The sequence below is a fragment of the Chryseobacterium sp. genome, assembly GCF_041914225.1.
Taxonomy (GTDB): domain Bacteria; phylum Bacteroidota; class Bacteroidia; order Flavobacteriales; family Weeksellaceae; genus Chryseobacterium.
In genome coordinates this window covers 1-12,585 of sequence record NZ_JAYSDT010000072.1, presented here as the reverse complement: position 1 = coordinate 12,585, position 12,585 = coordinate 1, and the positions used below count along the sequence as shown (strand labels likewise).

Here is a 12,585-nt window from a genome sequence, read left to right as displayed (position 1 = left end):
CACTAGAAGCGTAATAGTATCTTCCTTCTTCTGATAGTAAATTTTGAAGTTAAGCATAGTCTGCGCATACAGGAAACTTTGGAAAGCTAAAATTAAGATGACTATTAAGTTATTCATGGTAATAGTAAAGCCCCATTGCAGGGGCTTTTATACTTATTGTTTTGTAAATATAAGGTTTTCTGTCTCCGGCAGATAGATATGATAATCTAGGTTTGGAGGGCATAGTGTATCAATTCTTGTTGTTGTTCCGGGATAATAGCTCCAATAAAATTGGGTGCTGGTTATTTTTTGAAATTTTATATCACCGCTACCAACACCGCAATTGCCGCCTGCATAATATAGATTAACTTCATTACTACTGTTAAGATTTGTTCCTAAACTCAGTATAATATTGTAAAGATTGTTTCCATAAAAATTACTATTTAGAGTAGATTGATAAATTTGGCCGTTTGAATCTTTTACTTCATATTTTACAATTATTACATCTTTGAAAAAATTTTTACTCCAAACTTCATAAGGCCTTTTCAATTGTTTGTTAATAATTAATGTTATAGTTTTACCCTGAAAGTCGGCTTTCCAAGTACCAATGAAAGGATCCAGTTCATTATTCAAATCTTTAAAATAAGAATTTATTGCTGAATCTAGCTCAGAATTATTCAATGGGTATATTTGTTGAGCTTTGCAAGAGATTAAACCTACCATTAACAAGATAGTATAAAAAATTATAAATTTTATTATTTTTTTCATAGTCTTTCGATTTATTATTGAGAACAAGGAATTGCAATAGTTGTACCGTCTGTATTTTTATTAACAGTCGAAATTTTATTATTAATATCTATTTTCTGAAGGATAATGTTATTTTTTAATCCCATTCTATCCAATGTATCAAAGAATATCTTTTCCAATCCTTTTGTATTTAAGATTTTTTTTCCATTTACTACTTGTATAAATTCAGTTTTTCTAGACAAGCTAGACATTGAAATAGCTTGTTGAATGCTCCAAGTTCTAAATTGTTCTTGAGAAAAATTTCCGTAAGTAGGTATATCAGCCTGTACACCATTAAACCTGATTATATAATGAATGCCATTCGGAGCCACAAGACCCATAAAGGCGTATGTGGGTTTTCCGCTTCCATTATATCTGGCAATTTCTATTAATGTGGAAATATCTTTAGCTGAAAATATATCAACACCAGTCCCTGTATGATTATGGTAACCGCCAGTTAATAAAGAGGGATCACCGAAATTAACACTATGGTCGTTGTTCTCTGTAGTAGGGGAAGCCGTACCATTTTTTTTGATGCCATAGCCTTTTTCACCTCCAGCTCCGCTGGTAATATGATTTTTAAGATTTTGTATTACTTCCTTTACAGATGCTGTTCCCAGCTGACTTTTTGTGATGGTGCAAGGATCATTTTGTGTAGTAATTATTACGCCGCCATTTTCATTCTGGTCAGGACATGGATTAGCTAATCTTGTTGTAGAGTGGAGTATATAGACCATCCAGCATTTTAATTCTCCATTTTCATCGTCTTCACAATGCAGAACCCATTGCCCTCCGCCACTGGTGGTAGTGGGTCCAGAAGGAGGTGGATTATCTCCGCCCCCTGTATTGGGATAGCTTATCGGTCCGCCTGAGCCGGTTGGAGGTGGATTGCTAGTTCCTGGAGGTAATCCGCCGCCCCCGCCCCCGCCGCCGGGACCTTGCGGATTTGTAGGACAGTCAGGGCAGGGCTCAGGATTACAATTTCCGGTTCCATTTATATATGCTACCGTACTTTCTAGAGATCCATCAATATTGTAGGTACTTACAATACCTGAAAATGTATATAAGTCATTATTACCATTTAGTATCCATGCATCAGTAGGTTCATATGCGATTATTTTGCTAGATTTTATATCATTATTATCAGCTGTCAAAGAGAGGTTATAGGTGTCAGATGGATCAATGCCCGATTTGGGAATTATAGGAAAAGTGTAGTAAACTTCATTGTTTGAATTAATTGTTTCAACAATATATTCTGTAATAACTTCTCCAAACAAAGTTTCTGTTTTACCCTGAGTAGATTGCCTTTTGAGAGGGATTTTAAAATCATCCGTCTTTGTTTGTAGGTAAGAAATCACGTTTGGGATTTCAGATTTTGGGATAATCCGGAACTTCAGCGCCTGCTGATTGTTGGTATCTTTAGGATTGAAATTATCATTCCTACACCCGATGAGAAAGAATGCCCAAAGGGCAAACCACAGTACATAGTTTTTTTTCATCTTGTTTAGTTTTTTGTTTTAAAGTTAAAAATAAGTTTGTTTTTCGAAAAACTTATGTCAAACTTAAAATATTTATTTTGGAAATGCGAAATTTTTTCTATTCAACTTTATGCGAATAAATCTGAATAATTTTATATTTGTAAAAAAAGTCCCATGACCAAAGATAAACTGAAAAAGACCAGAACTGAAAAAGGCTTTTCCCAGCAGGATGTTGCCAAGTACCTGAACATCAACCAAACCGGCTATTCCCGGAAAGAAAACGGAACCATCCCGGTGACAGATGACGAGTGGGAGCGGCTCGCAAAGCTTCTGAACGTAGAGGTGGAAGAGATCAAAGAAGACGACAGCCAAAAGAGCATCAATCAGAATTTTGAAGGTATTACTGATAGCAATTATATCGGAAGCAACAATATATACTATAATGTACCCGAGTTTATTCTTAATAGTCTCAATGATTATATAGACATCCTTAAAAAAGAAAATCAACAGCTGAAAGACGAAATAGAGCAGCTGAAAAAATAATAACATTTTTAACAACACAAATCATGTCAAATCTTACCAACAATCGCCTGAACATCACGGCGACACCTGCGCAGATCTCTGCAGTAAAAGCCGCCTACCAAACCATCCTTACCAACCTGCCTTTCCTGCTGGGTCTCACCACAGAAGAGCGTAGCAGCCTGCCGGCTATAGATGTCAGCAACAAAGCCTTTACGGAAGATGCCATCTCTGCGGGCGTAAACAATGCCGGGCTTTTGCCAAGCTATGTTTCCCCAGCGGGCATGCAGACCGATCTCACACTATTCACCCAGCTGGACGAGCTGATTGCCCTTCATAACCAGGTGGGAGAAAGGATGCAGGACACCCAACTCCTTGCCGGCAGCGAGGCCTATGTGGGCGCACTTACTCTTTACAAGCTCTTTGCCTCGGCAGCAGAAGCCGGCATAGCAGGCTCAGACAGCATCTATGCCCAGCTGAAGCAGCGTTTTGCAGGGCAGGGCGGCACAGGCAACCCTCCCACCAATCCGGAAGGATAATATTAAATGAAAGACCTATACTCCGCTTCTGCGGAGTTTTATGTACCATATAAGATAGTATAACAACCAAGCAGATTAGTATAATATATAATACTATTGGTTTTATCGCTATGCTGAATTAGATTCACAACCAATATAGTTGGTTTTATCAACCAACTATATTGGGTATTTTACCAAATTTATATCGGCATTATAACTAATATTATTGGTTGTTTTACTGATAATTATTAGTTTTACAACCAGTAATGATATATTTATAACCAATAAGAACAAATAATGATGCCGGAACGTAGTAAGAAATTTTTACAAAAGGAAGATAAAGACCCCGTACACATAGGGAATCTTGTACATTGGGAGATAAAACAGAAGCTACTAAGGAAAAAAGATATAGCGGATAAGCTGAGCATAGCTCCCACCACGCTTAATCAGTACTTCAAGCAGCCGTCTTTGCAAACCGTTATATTATGGCGACTAAGCAGAGCCATTAATTTCAATTTCCTTATGTATCTTGGACAAAAGCTGGATGTAGATTATCTGACTGAAAAAGAGCAGACACTACAAGAGCAATTGAAAATAAAAGAGAAAGAGATCTACACCCTGAAAACCCAGCTGGAAGTCTACAAACAGATTCATAAAGTAAATAATTAGGTCTGTAAAACCAGGATGAACTAGTCATATCCAATCCTGCTAAAAAAATGACGCAAATCGTTTTGCGTCATTTTACTAAATTTGATTTTCTATATTTACTTTTTTATGACTTTCTGAGAAATAGAAGTGTTATCTGTAAAGGTTGCTTTCAGGATGTAAATGCCTTTCGGATAATCTGCAAGGTTCATTTCTTTAGTCTGTGCAGATTTAATCTTTCTGCCGGTGGTATCAAAAAGCTCAAGAGACCGGACATTTTTTGCGGAACGGATAGTTACCCGGTCTGCTGTTGGATTAGGATAGACGCCAAACTCAGTTTTAGCCGCATCGCCGACAGCCATATTAGCCTTAACCTGAATCTTAAAATTATCAACAAAAAGACGGTAACTTGCCGCTGCATTGAAAACCGTACCGTCCGATGCATAGAGCGCAAACTTGACATTGCTGCCTTTGTAAGCCGATACATCTATCGTATATTTCGTTCTCTGGTTAGGAATCGTAATATTAGGATTATCCCAGTTTCTAAGCTCCTGCCAGGTAGTGCCGTCTGTATTGATAAGAACCTTGAATTTATCCGTAGCCTCAATCTGTGGCGCGGGTCCGTTCGGGTTGGTGTTGAACTGACTGTTGGTTACAGCCGCATCAAAGGTGATTTCATAATCATTACCGGAAAGATCAAAAGCATTGGTCACAGCCCAGTAGGAAATATTGGATGTATAAAGTTCCACACAAAGCGACTGGTCATTGGCTACCGTATCTCCCATGAATGGTTTCTGCTTCCAATAGTTGACAGATGAATTGGTAGGACCGCTTCCTACATTGGCATTAAAAGTATAGCCGAGATACCAGCCGGTCAAAGGAAAAGTTGTAAAATCCTGCGTATAGGGCGGCACTGTAGCCTGAGAAAAAAATGACGAAGCAGAGATCATCATTGCTAAAAGATAAAGTTTTTTCATAAGTTGCAATAGTTAGAGGGTTAAATGATGCCTTGCCTTATAGACAAGACACCATTAAGAATAAAATAAATTATGAAGATTATTTTCTGATCAGCTGCTGCGTTTCAGTTTTGCCGTTCCCGAAGGTCATTCTGATCATGTAAACACCTGTTGATAAAGCGGATACGTCAATCGTTTCTGAAGCTGTTTCCAATACTTTTCTTCCATTCATATCAAGTATTTCTGCTTTTAAGAGAACCGATTCATTTTTAATTTTCACTATATCTTTTGCAGGATTTGGGAAAATAACAGCTTTATGTTTTTTATCTGTTTCAGATACTGCAAGACTTTCCTTTAGCACATTGAGCGTGTAATCCTCTGCCTGCCCTTGTGAATATACACCACAGGAATAAGTGACATAGCTGCCAAGATTGGAGACGATTCTCATTTTAGCATTGCCAAGTGCTGCCGTAAGCGGAATCGGCAACTGATAAGTTAATGTATAACCTCCGGATTGCGTGATCTTTCCAAGATTGTAGATCTCACCTTCATCTCCCAGGAATCCGTTCTGATTCCAGTCTACAAAAACCGTAATCGCCTGGTTGGATGTGCTGTTGTATATTTGCGCATTGATCTGCAGCGGGTAAGTTTTACCTCTTTCGACATCTGTTTTCAGTGCGGAGAAATCTTCGTAAGGAACGTTTGCTGAAGATGAATTATTAATCGTACCTATTTGCACTTTATCTATCGGCATCAGGAAATTGAATTTTGGCAGGCAGTAACTTTCGGTAGGATTGGTTTCCACACAGCTTCCAATTAGTGTAAAGACACCATCTGCACCATTAGTAACCGTCTTCCAGTTCGTCATTCCATCTCCGCTGTAATACATTTCTTTTCCACTGTTTCTAATGGTTGTAGACTCCCAGAAAGAAGGATTCTCTTCTACGTTATTTATCACCTTTACCATAATCCAATATCTTCTTCCCGTAGCGCCGCCATCCAGAAGTAACGGCTGGGGCAGCGTAAATGTATTTTTCCTGAACGTAAACCCGTCTCTTTCATTAAGATCAACAACAGAATTAGGAGACACTGCCTCATAAAACCCAACCGTGCCACTTGGCAACCCGGAATCATCGCTCTTCATTATCGAAATGTCAAAAGACTGGATACCACCTTTGTCAATTGTGTTGAGTATGATATCAGTAACTGTCAGGTTCGTGTGCGCCGCTACATTAAAATCGTTGGCAAAATAAAGGAGTTTCAGATCTCCTGCTCCGCTTTCAAAGTTATTGCTTGGTGTAGATGGTGCGCAGGTAGGTGGATAGTTCTCTACACTGTCATTATTTCCTATTACAATGTCATCCAGAACGTTAGATCTTCCGGTTTTCATTACAGCTTCAAAACAAATCTGCAGCTGAGCTGATTTTTCCGGCAAATTCAGAACAGCCTGTTTCCATTCCGGGACATTAAACATAAAGTTTTTCAGTACTTTCCAATCAGAATCCGGAGAGGTGCGATAATAAACGTTTAGGATATTCTGATAGATTCCCCAGGCTTCCTGCCCCATAAAAAATGAAACCGTTGGAGTTTGTAATCCTGTAATATCCATTACGGGACTGATCAGCCTAACCTTTGCATCAGGAGAATTGGCTGCAATCTGGGCACAAGCGTTAAGCTGTCCGGAGTGGGCATTAACTATATTATAATCAATCCCTCCAGCAGATCCCTTTTTATAGACCCAGCCATCATAGGTGGCATTGTGTCCGCCGATTACCTGCTGTGTCCAACAAGAGCGGCTCGGGCTGTCTGCCTCGAAAGTTTCTTTGAACGGAAAAGTGCTGACCGTATTGCAGGTCTGGGCAATAACTTTTCCAAAAAATATAGCGATCACCGCTACAAGTAAAAAATAGAATTTCTTCATTTCGATTTCAAATTTTAACCTGACGAAAATATCCCGATAAAATCAGAAAATCAAGTAAATGAATAGCTCTATTATGGAAAATTTATGATTTTGACAGGGAAATAAATATAGTAAACTCCTGTATAACAGTATTATATATTTTCAGAAACATCTTTTTTGAGCAGACGGCGTTTTTGCTCGGTCCGTATTGTAATAAAGCATAAAAAGATAATGACTGATCCTAAAATGAGAGAGAAAAAAGTAATCAGGAGCCAATATTTATGATTCAGCTTTGTGGTTTGTTTTTCATTTTCAAGCGATTCCTGAGCAATTAATTTATTCACCCAAACTGCTGCCTCGTAGTTACTTTTATCCACCTGCTTTAGAAAAAGACTTTCATAATAATCATGCTTTTCAATATCCCTGAGCTGGAGAAAATTTGTTGCCAGCAGCTCATAGATATCATTTTCAATATCGTCCCGATAAGGTTGATTCTTTCTTTTTTCTAAAATATCGAAAAGCATCGCATTTGATAGCTGGGGGTTTGCCTCGGCCGAAAGAATCCTGGCTTTACCTAACTCTATAAAAACATCCTGTAAATCTGCAAATTGTGGGGGATAAGGTCTGGAGGACTCATTGGGGCTGACGCTTGCCAGTTTCAGGTTTTCAAGTGCCTCGCTGAATTTTTTCTGATTAATCAGGCAATAGCCTTTATTAAGGTATGCAATTTTTATATTGATTTCCGCCAAAGGATTTTTTGAGTTAACATACTGGCTGATTGCTTTATTAAAATATGAAAGAGCAATATCACTGTCCAATCCATAAAAATAATTCATTCCTTTAAGATAATAAATATTGCCCTTGACCAGGTTCAAAGAATCCGGAATTTTGGGAGAGTTTAGAAGAAGTTCTGCCTGATCCAAATAGATTCTTGTTTTCTCATTAAGTTTCAGGAACTGATAAGTATTTCCAAGAATACCTAAAATTTTAATCTTGGTGATAACATCATCTCCGTTGTCTGCAATTTTCAGCGCTTCATTGCCGTACCGGATGACATCCAGCGGATTCTGCAAAAGATTAGAAGTATTGGTCAGAATAAATAAGCTGTGGATGGTTTCCTTATGGTCCAATGTGTTACTTCTGTAAGCTTTATCCGCAATCTTAAATGCTGCCTTCGGATTAAGAAGCATTAGTTTCTCTGCTTTCTTCAGCAGCACCTCATCTCCGGGCTCACCAGCATAAAAGGCAACTCCGAACAGGATAGCAATAAATAGGATCCGGCTTTTCATTCCTCCTTCTGTTTTAATAGTTGAATATAATTGGCCGGCGACATTCCCATAACCGATTTGAAAACTGCTGCAAAAGCACTGTGAGTAGAAAACCCGCTTTCCTCTGCCAGGTATTTGATCTTATAGCTTCTGTAGACAGGTTTATCTTTCAATTTACTGACGATATATTTGATTCTGAGCTCATTGATATAAGCATTGAAGTTTTTCTGCTTATGGGTATTGATGGTCTCGGAAAGGTATTTAGTATTGGTTTCCAGATTTTTAGCAAGATTCTGAAGCGATATATCAGACCGGATAAAATCTTCGGTTTTTTCAAAATCTTCCAGTTTTTTCAGCAGGATATTCTCTGTTTTTTCTGAAATAACCTGAGGCTGGGGCGCTTTTTTCTCTTTCAGAATACTGATCTTCGTAATAAAATTCTGATATTCTTTGACCTGTAGCCTGATCTGAAAAAACCTTATTGTCAGGAGAATAATAGCTAAAAGCCCGATCCCGATTATTGAAAACAAAATCTTTTTTCTGCTATTGACGAGAGTTTGCTGCTCATTCTTAAAATTTTCTTCAACAATATTGAACCACTTATTTTTTGCTGAAAAACGGGTTTCATTAAGCGTTTTGAGGAGCAAATCTTTTTTGTTGACCGCTGCCATATATTGTTCTGTTGATTTTTTGACCGCATATAGTTTTATCAAAAGTTGATAATAGGCATATTTTAGGTTCAGGTTAGTCGTCTGTTCCAGTGAATCTGCGGGAAAATCGGAAATAAGCTTTTCAGCCAGTTCCGGCTTATTATTGTTTAAAAGATATTTAGCGTAAATAATCTGAAACTGAATATCATTTTTATATAGATCTGCAATCGTTTTCAAAAAAGAATCGTATAACAGATTATTATCATTATCTGCAATAAAGTCAGAAAGATACATCAGATTTTCTCTTGCTATCGTCAGATTGCCGGATTTGGCTTTTTCCGATACAGCTATTAAATCCTGCTTGACATTTTTAGAGGGATTTTGCTTAAGTTTTGATAAAAGATTCACTATCTGTTCAGAAAACAGAATATCATTATCTCTCTTATGGACTACCGCCCCACCCTGAAAACCCAGGTAATAAAGAATGCTCTTTTTCAGAATTAATATATCGGACGGCAGCTTTTCATCTCTATCCGAGATCCGTTTGAGAGCATCTGTGAGATTATTCTGAAAAAAAAGAGACTTGGTCCTCAGGTAATCCAGCTTTTCCTGTTCCTCATGATCTAATTTGAAATTCTTTTCCAGATAGTCAAGAACTTCCGATGCCTTATCCGGTGTCAGTACCATTTCGTAGCCGGCTTTCTGAAAGAGCTGCTTTTTTTCCGGATCAACAGTTTTGCTGAAGACCAAGGAAATACAGAAAATAAGGATAAGAAAAAACAGTTTTTTCACCGGTTTACAAATTGGAATATAAATTTATATCTTTTTTAACGGAATTAAATAAAAAAACTCACAGAAATTAAATTTTCCATGAGTTTTTGATATTCTTAATTGATTATTATCGTTATGTCAGCATTCCTCCGTCTACATTCAGAACCTGCCCTGTGATGTAGGCAGACATTTCACTTGCCAGGAAAACGCACGCATTAGCCACATCTTCCGGTTGTCCGCCTCTTTTCAACGGAATGCCGTCTCTCCATCCCTGAACTGTTTTCTCATCCAGTGCAGCCGTCATTTCAGTTTCGATAAAACCTGGTGCAATGGCATTACAACGGATGTTTCTGGAGCCTAATTCTAGAGCTATAGACTTCGTAAAACCAATAGCTCCCGCTTTAGAAGCGGCGTAATTTGCTTGTCCGGCATTTCCTTTAACACCAACCACTGAAGTCATATTGATGATAGAACCGGATTTTGCTTTCATCATTGGTTTGATGACTGCTTTTGTCAGGTTGAAAACCGAATCCAGGTTAACTTTGATAATCGTATCCCAATCTTCTTTTGACATTCTGAGCATCAAATTATCTCTTGTGATTCCTGCGTTATTTACCAAAATATCAATCGTTCCGAACTCTGCCAAAACATCTTCAACTAATTTTTGAGCAGCGTCATAATCCGATGCATCGGATTGATAACCTTTGATTTCTGTTATTTGGCTTAATTCTAACTCTAATTCTTTAGCTTTTTCAACAGAACCAGCATACGTGAATGCGATTTTTGCACCTTCTTTGGCAAAAACTTCTGCAATTCCACGCCCGATTCCACGTGTAGCGCCAGTGATGATGGCAACTTTACCTTGTAGTAATCCCATATAATTTTATAATGTTTTCTAAATTTGTTATGGCAAAAATAATACTTTAAGAATTATTCACAATCAAAACAATCTCACCTTTTAAAGTTTTGCTTTTGGAGAATTCTATTAACTCACTGATTGTTCCTCGTTTAGTTTCTTCAAATTTTTTGGAAATTTCCCTGCTCAGGCTTACTCTCGTTTCTTCTCCAAAAAATTCCTTGATCTGTTCAAGTGTTGTATTGATTTTATGAGGACTTTCGTAAAGAACAATTGTCTTTTTCTCTTCTGCCAATTGTTTGAGTTTGGTTTGTCTACCTTTTTTCTGAGGAAGAAATCCGGCGAAATAAAAATCGTGATTCGGCAAGCCGGAAACGACCAAAGCCGGAACAAAAGCCGTTGCGCCAGGAAGACAAATCATTTCCAAATTTTCATCCGCACAGGCTTTGGCTAAAAGATAACCTGGGTCGGAAATCCCAGGCGTTCCAGCATCGGTAATAATAGCGATGTTTTGACCATTTTTGAGGTCATCGACTACTTTCTGCGTAGCCTGATGTTCATTATGTAAATGATAGGATTTCAGAGGCTTGGAAATTTCATAATGTTTGAGAAGAACCCCTGAAGTTCTTGTGTCCTCACACAAGATATAATCTACTTCTTTCAGAACTTTCACAGCCCGGAAAGTCATATCTTCCAGATTTCCAACGGGTGTCGGAACAAAATAAAGAATGCCGCTCATCTACAAAAACCTGTTTTCAACCAAAGTCCAGAGTCTTTGTGCATAATTATCAACCTTTTTCCAATCTCTTTCGTAATAGATGTCACTCAAATACTCCTGCGCCTTATCCAAAGAACTAAAAGAATTCAGAACAGAAACAACCTGATTCAGATCACTTTGGCTTCCGCCAAATAAATATTGAGAAAATGCAATTCTGTCATTCAGATCCAGCTTGAATTCCGGTTTTGGTTTTGGCGCTTCCATATAATCTGTCGGAACATTATTTTTGAGAAGACTTCCGGGATTCTGGACAGGAGCCGGTTTTTCCACTTCTTCCAAATGGTCATCATCGAACAAAGACTTAGCCACTTTCAGACCTTTGATATTAGCCAATTTAAATTTTTTATCGTGATGCTCTCCCTGATTCTGAGAATCGTAGACTTCCTGGGATTTTTCTTTCGGCTGCGTATTTTCCCTAGAAAACTCTACAATTTTCCTTCTGTTTTCTTCCAGTTCTTTCAGCTTAGCTTCTTTTTCTGCCAATCTTTTTTCATAATCATCCTGCGAAGGTTTTTCCGCAGCCGAATCTTCTTTTGTCATAGCAAATGAAAACTGGCTGTCCTGCATTGGCTCCAATTTCTCCGCCGGTTCATTCAAAAGATTTTCTTCTTCAGCGTCAATTTCTGCAACGGCTTCAACAATATCTTCGTGGTAGTTCTGAGCTTCAATTTCATCAACAATTTCATTCTCCACAATGGCTTCAATATCTTTACCGTTAGAGATTTCAGTTTCCAGATCACTGCTTTCTGGCTGATGAATCTCTTCAATTGTCATTGTATTGGTTTTCAGATCTTCATTCGAATCAATTTCAGCAAAAGAATGCACTTCTTCCACTTCCGGGACATTCGCAAAAATGTCTTGTGCCTGTGTTTCTTCTACAACAATTTCCGCAACTTTATTTTCATCTTCAAATTCCTCAACTGACAACAAATCAGAAGTATTTATAATCTGATTTTCAATAGTTTGCAAAGGTTCAATATGGGTTGATGAATATTCAAAATCCTGAGAAACTTTAAGAAAAGAAAACTTTTGATAAAGCTCATTGATTTCATGTTCCTTAGCTAAAATCTCCTCATAATTATCCGATTTGGATAATTCTAATAACAGATGCTTCATCTCTCCGAAGATTTTCTCATATGATTCCCGCCAATTTTGCATAATATATCTTATTAATTTTTACTTAAATTTGATGAATATAAATTTAAGAACAATTTTGTTCCCAAAAGGTTTTTGCTGTCATTATTTTAATCTATAAATGCTGTAAATTTTAATCGCAAAGGCGCTATTTTACAAGCAAAACATTTTTAAGTCGCAAAGATTAATTGACTACTGTCAATTAGCGCCTTAAAATTTGATTAGAGAAATTGATTTTGTGCCTTTGCGTTGAAACAAAAAATTTAAAACAATTTTTTTGCTAAATTAATAATGTTTTTAGAAAATACAATTAATCATTCCAAACAAAGCGGTTGGATGGAAGTGAT

General features: G+C 37.6%; 12 protein-coding genes. 3 read left to right on the top strand and 9 right to left on the bottom strand.

Going from position 1 to position 12,585, the window contains the following annotated elements:
• Positions 1–153 precede the first annotated feature (153 nt).
• The gene (locus ACE3RB_RS18890; protein ID WP_374465638.1) at positions 154–747 is read right to left on the bottom strand and encodes a DUF6705 family protein; all 594 of its coding nucleotides are present in this window, start codon (positions 745–747) and stop codon (positions 154–156) included.
• 14 nt (positions 748–761) lie between these two features.
• Positions 762–2,264 carry a hypothetical protein gene (locus ACE3RB_RS18885; RefSeq protein ID WP_374465637.1) on the bottom strand — a complete coding sequence of 501 codons (1,503 nt, stop codon included), beginning with the start codon at positions 2,262–2,264 and terminating at the stop codon, positions 762–764.
• 153 nt (positions 2,265–2,417) lie between these two features.
• Between ACE3RB_RS18885 and ACE3RB_RS18880 the strand changes: the two genes are divergently transcribed.
• From ACE3RB_RS18880 to ACE3RB_RS18870, 3 genes are all read left to right on the top strand, one after another.
• Entirely contained in the window at positions 2,418–2,786 is a 369-nt protein-coding gene (locus tag ACE3RB_RS18880) for a helix-turn-helix transcriptional regulator (protein WP_374465636.1), read from the top strand.
• Positions 2,787–2,809: 23 nt separating this feature from the next.
• Positions 2,810–3,301 (top strand): hypothetical protein, encoded by a 492-nt coding sequence (locus tag ACE3RB_RS18875; RefSeq protein ID WP_374465635.1) that lies wholly within the window; start codon positions 2,810–2,812, stop codon positions 3,299–3,301.
• A gap of 276 nt (positions 3,302–3,577) precedes the next feature.
• Complete coding sequence (locus ACE3RB_RS18870; protein WP_374465634.1) at positions 3,578–3,949, top strand: hypothetical protein; 372 nt, start codon at positions 3,578–3,580, stop codon at positions 3,947–3,949.
• Positions 3,950–4,044: 95 nt separating this feature from the next.
• Here ACE3RB_RS18870 and ACE3RB_RS18865 read toward each other — a convergent pair whose 3' ends face one another.
• The 7 genes from ACE3RB_RS18865 to ACE3RB_RS18835 all read right to left on the bottom strand — a co-directional run bounded on the left by ACE3RB_RS18865 (position 4,045) and on the right by ACE3RB_RS18835 (position 12,220).
• The gene (locus ACE3RB_RS18865; protein WP_374465633.1) at positions 4,045–4,902 is read right to left on the bottom strand and encodes a T9SS type A sorting domain-containing protein; all 858 of its coding nucleotides are present in this window, start codon (positions 4,900–4,902) and stop codon (positions 4,045–4,047) included.
• A 79-nt stretch (positions 4,903–4,981) separates the two neighbouring features.
• Entirely contained in the window at positions 4,982–6,802 is a 1,821-nt protein-coding gene (locus tag ACE3RB_RS18860; RefSeq protein WP_374465632.1) for a T9SS type A sorting domain-containing protein, read from the bottom strand.
• Positions 6,803–6,933: 131 nt separating this feature from the next.
• Complete coding sequence (locus ACE3RB_RS18855) at positions 6,934–8,070, bottom strand: hypothetical protein (protein WP_374465631.1); 1,137 nt, start codon at positions 8,068–8,070, stop codon at positions 6,934–6,936.
• Positions 8,067–9,491 (bottom strand): helix-turn-helix domain-containing protein, encoded by a 1,425-nt coding sequence (locus ACE3RB_RS18850; RefSeq protein ID WP_374465630.1) that lies wholly within the window; start codon positions 9,489–9,491, stop codon positions 8,067–8,069. Before ACE3RB_RS18850 ends, ACE3RB_RS18855 begins: the two co-directional genes overlap by 4 nt.
• A gap of 112 nt (positions 9,492–9,603) precedes the next feature.
• Positions 9,604–10,347 (bottom strand): 3-oxoacyl-[acyl-carrier-protein] reductase, encoded by a 744-nt coding sequence (fabG, locus tag ACE3RB_RS18845; RefSeq protein WP_374465629.1) that lies wholly within the window; start codon positions 10,345–10,347, stop codon positions 9,604–9,606.
• Between the two features lie 46 nt (positions 10,348–10,393).
• Complete coding sequence (rsmI, locus tag ACE3RB_RS18840) at positions 10,394–11,065, bottom strand: 16S rRNA (cytidine(1402)-2'-O)-methyltransferase (RefSeq protein ID WP_374465628.1); 672 nt, start codon at positions 11,063–11,065, stop codon at positions 10,394–10,396.
• Positions 11,066–12,220 carry a hypothetical protein gene (locus tag ACE3RB_RS18835; RefSeq protein ID WP_374465627.1) on the bottom strand — a complete coding sequence of 385 codons (1,155 nt, stop codon included), beginning with the start codon at positions 12,218–12,220 and terminating at the stop codon, positions 11,066–11,068.
• Positions 12,221–12,585: the final 365 nt, after the last annotated feature.

Coding starts and splice junctions, on each gene's coding strand:
- ACE3RB_RS18890 (WP_374465638.1), bottom strand. CDS start 747: ATGAAAAAAATAATAAAATTTATAATTTTTTATACTATCTTGTTAATG.
- ACE3RB_RS18885 (WP_374465637.1), bottom strand. CDS start 2,264: ATGAAAAAAAACTATGTACTGTGGTTTGCCCTTTGGGCATTCTTTCTC.
- ACE3RB_RS18880 (WP_374465636.1), top strand. CDS start 2,418: ATGACCAAAGATAAACTGAAAAAGACCAGAACTGAAAAAGGCTTTTCC.
- ACE3RB_RS18875 (WP_374465635.1), top strand. CDS start 2,810: ATGTCAAATCTTACCAACAATCGCCTGAACATCACGGCGACACCTGCG.
- ACE3RB_RS18870 (WP_374465634.1), top strand. CDS start 3,578: ATGATGCCGGAACGTAGTAAGAAATTTTTACAAAAGGAAGATAAAGAC.
- ACE3RB_RS18865 (WP_374465633.1), bottom strand. CDS start 4,902: ATGAAAAAACTTTATCTTTTAGCAATGATGATCTCTGCTTCGTCATTT.
- ACE3RB_RS18860 (WP_374465632.1), bottom strand. CDS start 6,802: ATGAAGAAATTCTATTTTTTACTTGTAGCGGTGATCGCTATATTTTTT.
- ACE3RB_RS18855 (WP_374465631.1), bottom strand. CDS start 8,070: ATGAAAAGCCGGATCCTATTTATTGCTATCCTGTTCGGAGTTGCCTTT.
- fabG (WP_374465629.1), bottom strand. CDS start 10,347: ATGGGATTACTACAAGGTAAAGTTGCCATCATCACTGGCGCTACACGT.
- rsmI (WP_374465628.1), bottom strand. CDS start 11,065: ATGAGCGGCATTCTTTATTTTGTTCCGACACCCGTTGGAAATCTGGAA.
- ACE3RB_RS18835 (WP_374465627.1), bottom strand. CDS start 12,220: ATGAAGCATCTGTTATTAGAATTATCCAAATCGGATAATTATGAGGAG.